This is a genomic window from Chitinophaga silvisoli, assembly GCF_003412465.1.
GTDB lineage: Bacteria > Bacteroidota > Bacteroidia > Chitinophagales > Chitinophagaceae > Chitinophaga > Chitinophaga silvisoli.
In genome coordinates, this window is sequence record NZ_QTJV01000001.1 from 739,821 (window position 1) to 756,314 (window position 16,494).

The 16,494-nt window shown below is 44.5% G+C and carries 9 protein-coding genes; 8 read left to right on the plus strand and 1 reads right to left on the minus strand.

Features of this window, described 5'->3' with window-relative positions:
- Positions 1 to 50: 50 nt before the first annotated feature.
- From DXN04_RS03095 to DXN04_RS03120, 6 genes are all read left to right on the plus strand, one after another.
- Positions 51 to 4,235, plus strand: a complete 4,185-nt coding sequence (locus DXN04_RS03095) for a CheR family methyltransferase (RefSeq protein WP_116851827.1) — start codon at positions 51 to 53, stop codon at positions 4,233 to 4,235.
- A gap of 155 nt (positions 4,236 to 4,390) precedes the next feature.
- Positions 4,391 to 5,767 carry a tellurite resistance TerB C-terminal domain-containing protein gene (locus tag DXN04_RS03100; RefSeq protein ID WP_158568825.1) on the plus strand — a complete coding sequence of 459 codons (1,377 nt, stop codon included), beginning with the start codon at positions 4,391 to 4,393 and terminating at the stop codon, positions 5,765 to 5,767.
- The gene (locus tag DXN04_RS03105; RefSeq protein WP_116851829.1) at positions 5,768 to 7,081 is read left to right on the plus strand and encodes an ATP-binding protein; all 1,314 of its coding nucleotides are present in this window, start codon (positions 5,768 to 5,770) and stop codon (positions 7,079 to 7,081) included.
- Between the two features lie 2 nt (positions 7,082 to 7,083).
- Complete coding sequence (locus tag DXN04_RS03110; protein WP_116851830.1) at positions 7,084 to 9,222, plus strand: DEAD/DEAH box helicase; 2,139 nt, start codon at positions 7,084 to 7,086, stop codon at positions 9,220 to 9,222.
- Positions 9,223 to 9,337: 115 nt separating this feature from the next.
- Positions 9,338 to 11,893, plus strand: coding sequence for a glycoside hydrolase family 31 protein (locus DXN04_RS03115; RefSeq protein ID WP_116851831.1), 2,556 nt, complete (start codon positions 9,338 to 9,340; stop codon positions 11,891 to 11,893).
- Positions 11,894 to 12,000: 107 nt separating this feature from the next.
- On the plus strand, positions 12,001 to 12,486 hold the full coding sequence (locus DXN04_RS03120; RefSeq protein ID WP_116851832.1) for a DUF2004 domain-containing protein: 486 nt from the start codon (positions 12,001 to 12,003) through the stop codon (positions 12,484 to 12,486).
- 51 nt (positions 12,487 to 12,537) lie between these two features.
- Here DXN04_RS03120 and DXN04_RS03125 read toward each other — a convergent pair whose 3' ends face one another.
- Positions 12,538 to 12,870: a HopJ type III effector protein gene (locus DXN04_RS03125; RefSeq protein ID WP_116852415.1), complete on the minus strand. Its 333-nt coding sequence runs from the start codon at positions 12,868 to 12,870 to the stop codon at positions 12,538 to 12,540.
- Positions 12,871 to 13,031: 161 nt separating this feature from the next.
- Here DXN04_RS03125 and DXN04_RS03130 point away from each other — a divergent pair, with 161 nt between their 5' ends.
- Entirely contained in the window at positions 13,032 to 16,130 is a 3,099-nt protein-coding gene (locus tag DXN04_RS03130) for a glycoside hydrolase family 2 TIM barrel-domain containing protein (protein ID WP_199414976.1), read from the plus strand.
- 90 nt (positions 16,131 to 16,220) lie between these two features.
- Positions 16,221 to 16,490, plus strand: coding sequence for a hypothetical protein (locus DXN04_RS03135; protein ID WP_147319823.1), 270 nt, complete (start codon positions 16,221 to 16,223; stop codon positions 16,488 to 16,490).
- Positions 16,491 to 16,494 lie beyond the last annotated feature (4 nt).

Genomic DNA, 16,494 nt, shown 5'->3' on the forward strand with positions numbered 1-16,494 from the left:
TTCAGGCAAAATGTTAACTTACAGCATCTTTCGCAATTAGATAGATATTCATGAAAGAAGAACAATCCTTGCCGGAAAATAGCATGCTCGCTGGAAGACCAGATAAAGGGGATCTTTTGGTAGTAGGTATCGGCGCATCCGCAGGAGGCGTGCAGGCACTGCGTATATTTTTTGAGAATGTACCAGCTAACCCGGGTATGGCCTACGTAGTGATCCTGCATTTATCACCTGACTATGATAGCAAGCTTGCCGAAGTAATACAACAGGTGACTTCTTTAAAGGTAACCCGGGTAGAAGAAAGAACCCTGGTGGAGATGAATCATGTATATGTAGTACCTCCCAGTCAACACCTGCTGATGGCTGATGGATATATCCTGGTGGCTGAGAATGCAAACATGGAAGAAAGACGGGCACCGGTAGATATTTTTTTCAGAACAATGGCCAATTCTCTCGGACCCCGCGCTGTATGTGTGATCCTATCCGGTACTGGGGCCAATGGCTCCATGGGATTGCGCCGTGTAAAAGAAAGTGGAGGTGCAGTCTTTGTACAAAACCCCCGCGAGGCAGAATTCAATGAAATGCCCCGCAATGCCATCGCTACTGAATTGGTCGACGATGTACTGCCAGTAGCAGAGATTCCCGGTAAAATCATTGCTTATAAACTGAACATTGGCTCTGTGGAAATTCCCCTGGATAGGGAAAATCGTGCAGAAGAGCAACAGCATGCATTACGTAAAGTCTTTACACACCTTCGTCTGCGTACCGGGCATGATTTCTCTAATTACAAACGTCCCACCTTACTACGTCGGATAGAACGCCGGATCAATGTCCGTAACCTCAACGGATTAAAAGAATATGCAGTGTATTTACAGCATAACCCGGATGAAGTGACCTCATTGCTCAAAGACCTCCTGATATCTGTCACAAATTTCTTTCGTGACAAAAAGGCTTTCGAGGCGCTTGAAAATGATGTAGTCTCAACAATATTGCAATCAAAAAATGCAGAAGACCAGGTAAGGATCTGGATTGCCGGATGTGCTACCGGCGAAGAAGCATATTCCCTGGCAATACTGTTCGCCGAGAAAACACTGGGCGTAATAGATGCACCTAAAATACAGATCTTTGCGACTGATATAGATGATGCTGCTATCGGAATAGCACGCGAAGGTTATTATACCATCAACGATGCTGCCGATATCTCCTCTGAACGTTTACGCCGGTTCTTCAATAAAGAAGATGATGGCTACCGTATCAGGCGCGAAATAAGAGAAATGATCCTTTTCGCCAACCATAACATCCTGAAGGATCCGCCCTTCTCTCATCTGGACCTGGTATCCTGCAGAAATGTATTGATCTACCTGAACCATACCGCACAGGAACGCGTGATGGAAACATTCCATTTTTCACTCAAACCAGGTGGTTTCCTGTTCCTCGGTTTGTCTGAATCAGCCGAAAGTACCAGTGACCTTTACATTACATCAAACCGGGAATATCATATTTTCCAGTCCCGCCAGATCAAATACAGCAGCTACCCTGTCCCAGAGTCCGTTCCTAATTTTAAATTCCCTGAACCGATCAATTTCTCCCCTGCAGCACCGCAGGAAAATCGTAGCCGCGAACGTATAGGAATGGGCGATTTGCATCAGCGGCTCCTGGAAGAATATGCTCCCCCTTCACTGGTGATCAATGAGGAATTTGATATCCTTCATTTGTCAGAACGTGTTGTCAAATACCTGCAGATGACAGGAGGGGAACTATCCCAGAACCTGTTAAAGTTAATCAGGCAGGATATCCGCCTGGATCTGCGTTCAGCACTTTATCAGGCAGTTCAGCGTCAAACTTCCGTAGAAGCCAGAGGCCTGACTGTTGACATCAATGGACAGAAAGAATCACTTAATATACATATCCGCCCTGTGTTCCGCAAAGGAGACCATGCAAACGGATTAATCCTGGTCATCTTTGAAAGGGGCGCAAATGAAGTACCTGATCAGGAAGTCATCGTCTCCTCCGACGAACCGGTTGCACGTCAGCTGGAAGATGAACTGATACGCCTGAAAGCACAACTGCGCGCCTCCGTTGAGCAGCACGAATTTCAGCAGGAAGAATTGAAAGCTTCTAATGAAGAACTTCAGGCTATGAACGAAGAATTACGTTCTGCTGCTGAAGAACTGGAGACCAGTAAGGAAGAACTGCAATCCATCAATGAGGAATTACGTACAGTCAACCAGGAGCTGAAAGTGAAGGTAGAAGAAACGACCATAGCCAGCAATAACCTGCAAAACCTGATTAACTCTGCCGAAATAGGCACCATCTTTTTGGATCGCAGTTTCAGGGTCGTATTATTTACCCCGCCGGCAAGGACTGTTTTCAACCTCATCCCTAATGATATCGGCAGGCCTTTATCGGATATTACCAACAAACTTTCTGATCCAAATATTATCAGTGATGCTGTAGTCGTGCTGGATAAATTACAAACCGTAGAGCGGGAAGTGATTGCAGTAGATGGGCGTGTATTTTTAATGCGCTTATTACCCTATCGTACCGAAGAGGATCGTATTAATGGGGTAGTGATCACTTTTGTTGACATGACCCAGCACAAGAAGGCAGAAGCAGTGCTAAGAGAAAATGAAGTCTGGATCAACGGGCAGAAAGAAGCCTTTCAGGCAGCTATGAATGGACAGCCCCTGTCATCTTCACTGGCAGCCCTTGTCCGCACAGTGGTCGCCCAAACAAAGAATGAAGCCAGGGATGCTTTTTTCAGGGTATCATCAGATTATAAAACACTGCATCATATCGTAGGCATGTCTGAAGAATATGCACGCGACGTAGATGGATTTAAAGTAGGTGCCGATTCAACAGCCTGTGGACTGGCCATGCATAACTTGGAGCCCGTGATCACCCCTGACGTGGAACAGGAAGCTCACTGGATCCCGTTTATTTCACTTGCCCGTAAACATGGATACAGGGCCTGCTGGTCCTTCCCCCTGAAAACACTCGGCGGTCCCGTAGTCGGTACCTTAGCAGTATATTTTCCTACTGTCCGTGAACCATTGCCGCGTGAGCTGGAACTTGCAGGCATCATCACACATGCTGCCGCCATCATCATTTCCCGGCATACTGAGTTGACAGAACGTGCACAGGCAGAAGCAGCCCTGCGCCAGAGTGAAGAACGATATAAGGCAATTGTCAACCAGGCTACTGCAGGTATTTGCAGAACCATGCTGGATGGAAAACTGACCTTTGTCAATAAGAAACTATGCGAGATGCTGGGTTATCCGGAAGGGGAACTGATTGGTAAAACAATCTGGGACCTTGCACATCCTGATGACCTGGAAGAGTACAGGAAAATGTTCAAAAGGCTGGAATCCACCGCAGAGCCTTTTGGAACAGAAAAGAGACTGATCCGGTATGATAATAATGCTATCTGGGTGAATATAAGCATGGCTCCAATCCGGGACTTTACGGGAAAGCCGGAATCAACAGCAGCAGTCATCATCGACATCACGGAAAGAAAACAGGCGGAAGAAGCCTTGCAAAGCAGTGAACAACAACTGAAAGTCCTGCTTCGGCAGAAAGATGATTTCATTGGTGTAGCCAGCCATGAACTGAAAACACCGGTAACGAGTATGAAGGTCTATGCGGAGATCGTTCATGAAAAATTAATTGAGAGCGGGAATACGGAAGATGCTGAATTGCTGGGCAGACTTAACACGCAAATAGACCGCCTTACTCACCTGATCAATGATCTGCTGGATACTACCAGGATTTCTGAAGGCAGGATGAGTTTTACTTTTGCACCGATGAATATAAATGATGTGGTCAGGGAAAGGGTGGAAGAAATGAGCAGAGTTACAAGCCATTACCTGGATCTCCAGGTCGGGGAATTGCCTGAAGTTAATGCCGATCAGGAGCGTATCGGGCAGGTAGTAACCAATCTGTTGTCCAATGCTATTAAGTATTCACCTGAAAAGTCGGGTATAGTAATCAGAACAGAGAGGGTAGAGGAGGGAATCAGGGTAAGTGTAAAGGATATGGGACTGGGTATCCCGGTAGGGGAGCAGCAGAAAATATTTGATCGGTTTTATCGTGTTACGACCAGCAACCTGGATACCTATCCGGGAGTTGGGTTAGGGTTGTATATTTCTGCGCAGATTATCAACAGGCACCAGGGAAGTATTGCCGTGCAGAGTGAAGAAGGACGTGGGTCTACTTTCTCTTTTATTTTGCCGGTGTAGTTAACCGGGCTGGGCTATTTATTGCAAAAAATTTTAAAAGCTGCCTTATAATAGGCAGCTTTTTCTTACCTTGAAATGCATATTCGTACTGACGACTTTGAATGATAATCAATTGTCATGTTCAATACCCTAAAATCCCATATATCGATTCCATTATGGCAAACTATCAAAATCCCGATAAGGATGTGATCGATGTCAACAGCATGGTTAATCCTGACGACCTGCGAATCCCATCCCAGAATCACCTGCCCGGACCGGAACAGGAGCCGGCATACCTGGAAGATATTAAACTGGGCAAAAAATACCAGACACGACTCAATCTCAGCCCGGACGAAATCACATGGCTCAATTCATTCTATTGCTTCCGCAATGCATTTAACAGTATTGAAGGATGTGAAATCGCAATTGTCAAACTATTCCTGCTCACAGTCAAGTCGCTTAACAAACGCCTGAAGACGGAGGGAAGTAGCCTGGAACAGGAAATATCGCGCATCCGTGAAAAGTCCTTACAGTCCCCGGAATACTTCATGGGCTACGACAATACCTACATCCAGCAGGCCGCTGAGGCAGAGGCCTTTTATACCATTTATAAAAAGGCGGAAGCCATGGTAAGAGCTGCCTGGGGCCATAAGCGGAAGATCTCCGCAGAGTATACCAGCTACAGCACAGCCGCCAAAGACCAGTTTAACAGTAAATTAGGCCCCCTTGTAGATGAAATCGTTGCCTATCTGCAGCCGACCATCGGGCAAACGGATGAACAGATAGAACTGGAGCTGAATGCCGCTACCACTACCCGCTGGAAAGATAAAATGGAGGAGATCACAGCCTCCTATTCTAAGGACACAACTGTAAAAGCGCTCTACCACCTTGGCAGTCAGAACCTGCGTAATCCTGCCCGGGAGAATATTTATTACGAAGCTGCACGTTTCATGGCTGCTTATGACAAGCCGGAAACGCTGAAGCTATACCTTCATTACATTTACCACGACCTGAAGTCGTCAAAGTTCGATCAGAAAGAGCTTAATAAATCTCTTCAGAAAAAACTCTTTACCGATCAATCCCAGTTGGCAGAGTTCCAGGCCATCGTAAACGAATTAATCAAAGACCAGAACTTGTTGAAGGCTACCATGAAGGTAGATACAATTTGCCTGCCTAAACGCCGGATAATAGAACTGGACCACAACCAGATTCAGGCGGTCACAGACGCACATAGCATCACTGTCGAGACCTTAAATGGTTACCTTCAGGAAGAAGAAGTCATTATCATCCCCGAACCTGTTAAGGAACCTATTCAGCAATCAGCTGCCCCCTTAAGCCCTTTGCAGGTCGAATTCCTGCGGCTGTTCCCCGATGACTACCAGCTAAGTGCCAGCGCTGTAGAGGCATTTGCATTGGGCAAAGGTTTGTTTAAAAACCAGTTGCTCGACAGTATCAACGAAGCCTGCTACGAAGTACTGGATGATGTGCTCATCGAAGAAGATGACGATCAGTACACAATCAACATTAATTACTACACTCAAATATTTTCCTAAATGTCCTTAAATATTAAGCCTAAAGAAGTAACCGCAATCATTAATTCCTTATTAGGAGGCGTGGTGCCAAAGATTGGCGTACAGCATATTACCGTTGGCCGTTCAGCAGAAGTGGATGCTTTCCTGCATGCATTGGAGGATGTGAAGAATGGTCATAGCATCGTGAAATTCTGGATCGGCGATTTTGGATCAGGTAAGTCGTTCATGATGCATTTGCTGAATACCGTTGCCCTGAAGCAGAAGTTCGTAGTTTCAAATGCAGACTTTACTCCGGACAACCGCCTGTATTCAACTGATGGTAAGGCGGTGGTATTATACTCCGCCATCATGGATAACATTGCGATCCAGACGAAGCCCGAGGGGGGGGCACTGCCTACCCTGCTGGATAAATGGATCGAGCAGATCATGATCAATACTGCCCAGGAAAATGGAATCTCTCCGACTGAAATCAGGAATGAACAATATATAGAACTGATACAGCGGAATATTTTAAAGACGGTGAATGAAGTGACCGAAGTCGGGGCCTTTGATTTTGCGCATGTGATCATGAAGTACTATGAAGGTTTTATTAAGCACGATGAACTGCTGAGAAGGAATGCATTGAAATGGTTGAAGGGAGAATATAAGACTAAAACTGAAGCGAAGCAGGATTTGGGGGTTCGGGAAATTATCAATGACCTGAACTATTATGATATGCTGAAGAACTTCACAAAGCTATTTGTAAGTATTGGGTATAGCGGGTTTATGATCAACCTGGACGAGGCGATTAATTTGTATAAGATCGCTACAGCTGCGATGAGGGAGAAGAATTATGAGAAGATTCTTTCTATTTACAATGATTGTTTTCAGGGTAAAGTGAGCAACCTGTTTATCAACTTTGCTGGTACAGGGGAGTTTCTGGAAAACCCAAGAAGAGGCTTATTCAGTTACCAGGCATTAAAATCAAGGTTAGAGACAAATAAGTTTGAGAACCTGGCAGTGCGTGATTTTGCGCAACCTGTAATCAGGTTGATGCCATTGAACAATAATGAAATATTCGTATTGCTAAAGAAGCTGAAGGCCGTGTTTGAATTGAATTACAACATCACGATAGATGTAAATGATGAAGATGTTCGCTTGTTTATGGAGGAGCTTTATAATAAACCGGGGGCACATGAATTCCTGACACCACGCGAGGTGATCCGTGATTTCCTGAATGTACTGAGCATAATTCGCCAGAATCCTGGTGTCAACAAGCAGCAGTTGTTCGGTGATATCCAGGTGAAGGATGAACGGCCAAATGAAACCCTATTAGCTGATATAGAAGAATTATAACCGTGTACGAGCTATTATCAGAACCTATACGCAGGTATGTAAGAGAAAAGAAGTGGGATAGTTTACGTCCTATTCAATCTGCTTCCATCCAAAAGGTAATGCAGTCTGAAGATAATCTCATTCTTGCTTCACGTACGGCTTCCGGTAAGACTGAAGCCGCATTTTTGCCGATTCTGTCCCGCGTAAATTTTAATGATCCGGGTGTACAGGTATTGTATATTTCTCCTTTAATCGCGTTGATAAATGACCAATTTATCCGCGTGCAGGAATTATGTGAACACCTGGATGTACCCGTGACCAAGTGGCATGGTGAAGCGAGTCAGACTTTAAAAAACAAGCTGGTGAGTGATCCCAGGGGAGTAGTGTTAATTACTCCTGAGTCGATAGAGGCAATGCTGGTGAATTCGGAGTATAAAGCAAAAGGGCTTTTTAGTAACCTGAAGTTTATAGTAATTGATGAGATTCATGCATTCCTTGGTACTGATCGTGGTAAGCAATTGCAGTCATTGATTTTCCGCTTACGGCAGTTTAATACCGGCAATGTTCGGGTAATTGGATTGTCTGCAACGATTGGCAGTTTTGAGCAGGCAAAGGAAATGGTAGGTCCGGTGGACAGTACAAGGATCTTGCGGGATACTACCGGCAAGGAAATAGAAACAGAATTTAAATACTTTGAACAGGGCAATCTTACAGAATTGCCACTCGCCTTGCTTAAAGATCTTTACCTGAGTGTATGCAATAGTAAGGTACTCATATTCCCGAATGCCAGGGGTACTGCGGAGGAAGTAGCCGTAAAACTGCATAAGATTTCACAGAAGGTAGGGGGCCATCCCTATTACTTCTCTCATCACTCTTCTGTTCATAAAGAGTTGCGGGAATACATTGAGGCATTTGCTAAAAATAATGTTCGCTATCCGTTTGCCATTGCCTGTACCTCTACCTTAGAATTAGGTATAGACATCGGGTCTGTTGACAGGGTTGTACAGATAAATGCTACCCATTCAATTGCCGGATTAATTCAGCGGATTGGACGAAGTGGCAGACGAAATGATGAAACAAGTAAGTTGTCATTATACGCAACTGACCCATGGAACCTTCTGCAGGGGATTGCCTGTATCACCTTATTTAAAAGGGAAGGGTTTGTAGAGCCGATTGAATATACCGAAAAGCCTTATGATATATTCCTTCACCAGGCATTGGCACAGGTGCGCCAGGTTTCGGAATGTACGCAGGAAGAGTTGATTCATAAATTATCTATCAATTCTTCATTTAAATTCATTCCGCCAGATGAGATGAAAGAAATTGTAACACATCTGCAACAAACAGACCTGCTGGAATTGATTGGCGGGAAATTGATCATTGGTGTAGAAGGAGAGAAGATTGTAAATACGAAGGACTTTTATAGTGTATTCCAGACCGAACCTTTATTTAAAGTACAGGTACAGGATAAGCCGATAGGGGAAATCCCTTATTCATACCTGACAAAGGTGGATCAGAATATTTTACTGGCAGCCAGGATCTGGAAAATTATAGATATAGATATCCGTGCAAAAAGGATTACTGTTATTCCGGCAATGGATGGGAAAAAACCGGTATTTTCCGGCTTCGGAGGTGAAGTGCATCCAAAGATCAGGCAGGAAATGCTTAGATTATTGATTACAGATGCTGAAATGCCTCCTATGAGTGAAGATGCAGCTGAAGCGATCCGCCAGTTAAAACTTGAATTTGAACATTATAAAATAGAAGATTTCGAGGTTGATCGTCCTTTGAGGGTACAGGTGAAAGATATGTATTGGTATTCTTTTCATGGTACAAGGGTCAATGGTAGTCTCTCTTTTTTATTTGACGTTGCTGGCATTACGCATGAAAGGTGGGATTTAGAAAGTAAATTCAAATTTGATGCAGGTGATTTTGAATTAATTATTCAAAAAGCAATGAAGGCCTACGATGTGCTCGAACCTTATTTGGTAAGTGCTGTTGAGAAGGATCCTGCACTTCTTTCATTTTCAAAATTTGGCGCTTACCTACCCCTTAAATATCAGGTGCATTTAGTAAGAGACAAGCGTTTTGACTTTGCAGGAGCTATGGACTTCCTTTCTACCGCTCATACTTCCTCCATCCACACACACACCAACAGCTAACTATCTCCCGCCAGCGGGTCCAGGACAACTATCTCCCGACCCGCTGACTACCATCATTCCTCCCCCCAAATATTCTCCCTACCTTCCCGCCTTACTAGAATTTCCGCGTCAAATCATGAATTACAGAGTTCTCAACATTTTCCTGCTTTTCCTCTCCCTCTCTGCCCGGTCTCAAAATCCTGTCGCCAACCCGGCCTCACAAGTGACCACAGGCAATGCCCGCTTTACCGTTCTCACGCCCAGCCTCATCCGCATGGAATGGAATGAAAAAGCCGCCTTTGAGGACAAAGCCTCCCTCGTTTTTATCAACAGAAACCTCCCTGTCACCCCCTTCCAAAAAAAGGACGCAGGTGAATTTCTCGAAATAAAAACCACCCATCTTACCCTGCGTTACAAAAAGAACACAGGCAAATTTTCAAAAGACAACCTGAAGATCACCCTCACCCTCAACGGTCGCAAAGTAGACTGGGTGCCCGGCCTCAAAGATTCCCTGAATCTCAAAGGCACCACCCGTACCCTCGACCAGACCGATGGTGATGCCAAACTCGAAGACGGCCTCATCTCCCGCAGCGGCTGGACCCTGGTCGATGATTCCAGGCAACTCCTCTTCGATGGCGATAAAGACTGGAACTGGGCCACTGCCAGAAGTGAAGGTGATACCCAGGACTGGTACTTCTTCGGCTACGGCCACGAGTATAAAAAAGCCTTATACGATTATACCCGTGTGGCAGGTAAAATACCTATGCCGCCTAAGTACGCATTCGGCTACTGGTGGTCACGTTACTGGACATATTCTGACAATGAACTCAGAAGCCTCCTCAACGATTTCAACACCTACAATATCCCCATCGATGTGCTGATCATCGATATGGACTGGCACTACACCTGGGGACTGAATCGTGATTGGAAAAGAGATATGATGGGCGAACCTACAGGATGGACTGGCTATACCTGGAATAAAAACCTCTTCCCAGAGCCTGAAGCATTCCTCACATGGGCGCATCAACGTGGTGTGAAAACCGCGCTGAACCTGCACCCTGCCTCAGGTATTGCTCCCATGGAAGCACAATACAATGCTTTTGCCAAAGCCTACGACTTCGATACCACCGGCCAGAAGAACATCCCTTTCAAAATAGAAGATAAAAAATGGACAAAGATCTACTTCGACAGTGTCCTGCATCCCATAGAAAAACAAGGCATTGACTTCTGGTGGCTCGACTGGCAACAATGGCTGGAAAACCGCAACCTGAAAGGCCTGAGCAATACATGGTGGTTGAACTATACTTTCTTCACCGACAAGCAGAGAGAAGGTGGTCGCCCACTTTTATTCCACCGCTGGGGGGGCTTAGGCAATCACCGTTATCAAATCGGTTTCTCCGGCGATAGCCGCAGCACCTGGGCCGGACTTGCTTATCAACCCTACTTTACCGCTACCGCAAGTAATGTAGGCTATGGCTACTGGAGTCACGATATTGGTGGCCACGTAGCTGACAATCCTGATCCTGAACTGTACCTCCGCTGGATCCAGTACGGTACCTTCAGCCCCATCTTCAGAACCCACTGTTCAAAGAGTGCATTCAATGAACGCAGGATCTGGAAATTCCCTGAACACTACAAGATGATGCTCAAAGCATACCAGCTCAGGTATATGCTGAATCCCTACATCTATACCGCCTCTCACGAAGCATTTGATTCAGGGGTATCTATCTGCCGTCCTATGTACTATGACTATCCTGAGGCACCGGAAGCTTACACGACAAAAGAACAGTACATGTTTGGCGATGATATGATTGTGGCTCCAATTACTGCAAAGGCAGATTCTCTCACACATCTTTCAAACAAGAAAGTATGGTTGCCTGCCGGTCAGTGGTTTGATTATTTCTCCGGCTCCCTCACAACAGGGAACAGGTTTGTAGAAAATACATATACACTGGACCAGGTACCTGTATTCATCAAAGGAGGCAGTATCATTCCTATGTACGGGAATATCAAAAACCTGCAAAGGCAACCTGATACATTGGTGCTGGCCGTGATCCCTGGTGGTAGCGGTGCTACAAAGTTGTATGAAGATGATGGTAACTCTGAAGAATATAAAGACAAGGGTTATAGCATCACTCCTGTGAAAAATGTAGTCGCTGCCGATGGTGCGATGACGCTTACCATCTCTCCACGGGAAGGCGCTTACAAAGGCATGCCTGCTGCCAGAAGTTACGAGATCAGGTATCCTTCCATCTATCCGCCTTCCGCTATCACCGTGAATGGTCAGCCGGCTACCTGGAAATATACTGCTGATGGATTGACGGCGATTGTAAGTATCCCTGCTACTTCCTGTGCACAACAGGTAGAAGTGAAAGTATTGCCAAATGCAGCAGGCAAAGGAAAGGAAAACCTTCTCTACCAGGCGGCAGTGATCCTGTCCCGCTTGCCACAGTCAACAGAAGAGATGAAGTATGAGACAGCCCGGATCGATTGGGTAGCGAATACATCTGATTGTATCCTGTCATTATCTAATATTTCTTCCATCATTCAATATCATCCGGAGCAAACGGTATCATTGATTGAGAAATTGAATAATGAAATTATTCCTTGTATTCAAACAATGAAAAATTATCCGGGGGTGGATGCAAATACACTCAGAAAGATAACAGCGCCGTTGGAGCCAAAGAAATAGTTTTTAAATAGACGAGTCAATAAAGTAAAGGGGTTCATGATGTCATTCATGAGCCTCTTTTATTTTTTAAAACATATTGCCTATCTTTTGAAAAAATAGATTGTCAAATGCCTCAGTTCACCTTGCCCTACTTTGGATCCATTGATTCCGGCGCACTGGAAAATAATTATGAAACAGAAATTCGTATTGCCGGCTACGATATCAGCCTTGACCTGAACTTCTCAGGAAAAAGCATCGAACCATCCAGTTTGTCAATCCTGAATAAATATCTTGATAATCTCGAAGATCACCTGTTAAAAACAAGAGAATTTATCAGTGAGAATTATGCAGATGAAGATGCAGCAGATGGGGTACGTTTCTATTTTGAATTTCACAAAGAAGAAGCCGGAATAGAAGAGCTGGGCATAAATGAAACAGGGGATGCGGATGAGCAGTTGTTAAATAAAATTCATCCTGTCAGAATAGGGCTTTACCCGGATAGCCACCAGTTTGCAGTATATGATTATACCTTCGGAAAAGACTTTACCAATTATGTACTCGTTATTAATACTGACGAAGATGGTGACCTTACCTACATCACAGTCGAGAGTTAAAATGGAAAGAGGTAGTATTAAAACTTTACTTTTATACAACCTCTTTTCCAATTATTTTGCTGTCAGCGCCGTTCCTTCAAACACAATTCCATCCCATCCATGCTGCATAAATTGCCTGATATTTTGATGATCTGTAGCATCGGGATGATTCAACACTGCCTGGTAATGCTCGGCGAACAATAACAGGGTCTCTTCCTTACTCCATCCATTCAACTTTGCAAATGCAAACACTTTCGCACTACCCTGATTCTGTGTCGCTTCATTATAGGCATCCCCGTTCTTAAAAGCCGTAGGCTGATGTGTATAAGCTGCTTCAATAAATTCAATCACCTCTTTAAATGAAATTGAATTTTCTTTTAATTTATTCAATAATGGTTCTTTCATACCCCCAAAAATATAAATTTCCGCAATAACAAAGGCAGGTGCCCATCTGCTTAACCAACATCTCTGGATAATATAAATTGGGAAAAGTATCATTTTCGTCTATGGAGCCAGCAATACTTTTATTATATTTAACGCCATGCCAATATTATAATCTTGAAATTATGAAAAACGGTCTCAACGGAGTCGCACTCATTGCAACCATGCTTTGTTGCTCTCTTCAACCACACAACCTGTATGCCCAATCAAATGAATGGTTGGACCCAAATGTCAATGCGGTCAACCGTTTGCCAATGCATACGAACTTTTTTGCCTATGAGAATGAAAGTCTTGCCAGACAAGGTGTGAAAGAAAACTCATCGAATTTCCTTACCCTGAACGGCTATTGGAAATTCAACTGGGTGCCTGATGCAGATGCACGTCCGACAGACTTTTTCAGGCAGGGCTTTAATGACAAGGGATGGAAGGAAATACCTGTACCGGGAATCTGGGAATTGAATGGTTATGGTGATCCGATGTATACTAACATCGAATATCCCTGGCATTTTCAGGCACCTCTGAATCCCCCCATTGTTCCTGCGGAAAAAAACCATGTAGGCTCTTACCGTAAGGAAATTAAAGTTCCCGCTTCATGGTCAGGCCGGCAAATTATCGCTCATTTTGGCTCTGTCACTTCCAATATGTACCTGTGGGTAAATGGCCAATATGTAGGCTATAGTGAAGATAGCAAGCTGGAAGCCGAGTTTGACCTGACTAAATACCTGAAGCCAGGTCAGTCTAACCTGATTGCATTCCAGGCATTTCGCTGGTGTGACGGTAGCTACCTGGAAGACCAGGATTTCTGGCGCCTCTCAGGTGTAGGACGGGATTGTTACCTCTATGCAAGAAATGCAGTACATGTGGAGGATGTCAGGGTGACACCTGAATTGGATGAACAATACAAGGATGCCAACCTGCTTGTGAACCTGCAATTAAAAGGCGACGCAACGGTGGATATTCAGCTCTTTGATAAACAGGGTAAGCTGGTGACGGCTACACAGGCAAAAGGTACTGGCACCCAAAAGGCATCGCTGAAAGTAAGCGCTCCTGAAAAATGGTCAGCCGAAAATCCTTACCTGTACCAGCTCTTTGTGACAGTAAAAAATAAAGATAAAGTAGCAGAAGTCATCCGCCAGCAGGTCGGCTTCCGCAAAGTGGAGATCAAAAATGCACAGTTGCTGGTCAATGGTCAGCCGGTGTTGATAAAAGGGGTGAATCGCCATGAAATGGATCCGGATTTTGGCTACGTAGTATCCAGGGAACGTATGCTGGAAGATATCCGGCTGATGAAAGAACTGAATGTAAATGCTGTGCGTACCTGTCACTATCCGGACGATAACCTGTGGTATGAACTCTGCGACCAGTACGGAATTTACATGGTGGCTGAAGCAAACGTGGAATCTCACGGGATGGGATATGACGAAAAAACGCTGGCTAAGAATCCAGCTTATGCCAAAGCTCACCTGGAACGCAATGAACGCAATGTACAGCGTAACTATAACCATCCTGCGGTGATCATCTGGTCATTGGGTAATGAGGCAGGTTTTGGTCCTAACTTCGAAGCGTGTTATAAATGGATCAAAGCAGAAGACAAAACCCGTCCGGTACAGTTCGAACAGGCAGGTACCAACGATTTTACAGATATCTATTGCCCCATGTATTTATCTCCTGCAGCATCTGAAAAGTACAGCCAGGGAAATATCAACAAACCGCTTATCCAGTGTGAATATGCGCACGCAATGGGTAATTCGGATGGAAACTTTAAAGAATACTGGGACCTGGTGCGTAAGTATCCAAAATACCAGGGTGGATTTATCTGGGATTGGGTAGATCAGTCCCTGCATATGAAAGATGCGGAGGGACGGATGTTTTATGCTTACGGAGGTGACTTCAATAAATACGATCCTTCTGATAATAACTTCCTTGACAATGGTTTGATTTCCCCGGACAGAAGACCAAATCCACATGCATATGAAGTAGGATATTTCTATCAGAATATCTGGGTAACGCCGGCAGATCTCAGCCAGGGTAAGGTGACTATTTACAATGAGAATTTCTTCCGTAACCTGGATAACTATTATGCAGAATGGGAACTGCTGGCAGATGGTGAGAAGATCCAATCCGGCTTGTTGTCAGATATTGATGTGCCGGCACACCAGAAAAAAGAATATAAGCTCGATTACGAAATACCTGCAGGAAAAGAAGTGCTGCTGAATATCAGCTTTAAATTGAAAAAAGCTGAAACCCTGCTGCCTGCCGGGTTTACAGTGGCAACGAACCAGCTGAATGTTTCTGGATATACTTTCAGTAACACCATTGCAGCGAATGTACTTGCAGATTCTTTGCATGTACAGGATAACGATGAAAATTACCTCATCATTAAAAACAATAAGATAAATATCGAGTTCAATAAGCATAATGGTTTCCTGAGTCAGTATATCGTAGCAGGACAGGCGATGATGAAAGAAGGTACCTACCTGTCACCCAATTTCTGGCGTGCACCTACAGACAATGATATGGGAGCAGGTCTGCAACACAGGTACCGTGTATGGAAAAATCCTGAATTGAAACTGACTGCATTTAATAGTCAGACTACAAATGGAATTATTACTATCCGGGCTGCTTACGATATGCCTGCGGTATCAGGAAAACTGTCACTGACCTACGAGATTACCAATGAAGGTGAAATCAGGGTGACACAGGACCTGAGCGCAGATAAGACCGCAAAGGTATCTGACATGTTCCGTTTTGGTATGCAACTACAAATGCCGAAAAATGCAGACCATATCAGGTATTATGGTCGTGGCCCCGGAGAAAATTATATTGACAGGAACAATGCAGCCAAACTGGGTATTTATTCCCAGACGGTTGATCAGCAGTTCTATCCTTATATTCGTCCGCAGGAAACAGGTACTAAAACAGATGTACGGTGGTGGAACCAGATGACAACAGGCGGTAACGGATTGCGTTTTACAAGCGATACCAGTTTCTCTATTTCCGCTTTGCACTTTACTATTGGTACATTGGATGAGGGTGATAGAAAACATCAGCGTCACAGCGAATTATTACAACAGGACCCACTCACAAATGTATGTATAGATAAAGCGCAGATGGGATTAGGTGGTATAGATAGCTGGGGACAGCTGCCGCTTGAAAAATACCGCTTACATTACCAGGACTATCACTTTACATTTACGATCACGCCAATCAAAAATGGCTTTTAAAAATAAAAGGGTGGAGCTAAGCTCCACCCTTTTATTTTGCATATTTCACCAGCTTGGTGCATCCGGTTCCATCCGTTACAGCGGAGTTTTTTGCAGAAAGTATTTCAGCAGCAACCGGAGGAGAATGCTGTCATAGCAGTGAATAATTTATTGGCCACTACACCTATAGCGCAGCTCAGAAGAGCGATGATCCTTAAAATAGGGGTGGAGTATAAGGTGGATGTGAATCGTATGTTTCCCTTGAATATGGAGGAGTTTTATGCGGCGTATCTGAATTTTATATTAAGGAGAGATCAGATCGGGTATGAGGGGGATGCGAATCTCGATCGCCTGCAGGATGTGCCTGGGATTGAAAAATGATATT

Excerpts from the sequence above, each read along its gene's own strand:
- DXN04_RS03095 (WP_116851827.1), top strand. The coding sequence starts at position 51 with ATGAAAGAAGAACAATCCTTGCCGGAAAATAGCATGCTCGCTGGAAGA.
- DXN04_RS03100 (WP_158568825.1), top strand. The coding sequence starts at position 4,391 with ATGGCAAACTATCAAAATCCCGATAAGGATGTGATCGATGTCAACAGC.
- DXN04_RS03105 (WP_116851829.1), top strand. The coding sequence starts at position 5,768 with ATGTCCTTAAATATTAAGCCTAAAGAAGTAACCGCAATCATTAATTCC.
- DXN04_RS03115 (WP_116851831.1), top strand. The coding sequence starts at position 9,338 with ATGAATTACAGAGTTCTCAACATTTTCCTGCTTTTCCTCTCCCTCTCT.
- DXN04_RS03120 (WP_116851832.1), top strand. The coding sequence starts at position 12,001 with ATGCCTCAGTTCACCTTGCCCTACTTTGGATCCATTGATTCCGGCGCA.
- DXN04_RS03125 (WP_116852415.1), bottom strand. The coding sequence starts at position 12,870 with ATGAAAGAACCATTATTGAATAAATTAAAAGAAAATTCAATTTCATTT.
- DXN04_RS03130 (WP_199414976.1), top strand. The coding sequence starts at position 13,032 with ATGAAAAACGGTCTCAACGGAGTCGCACTCATTGCAACCATGCTTTGT.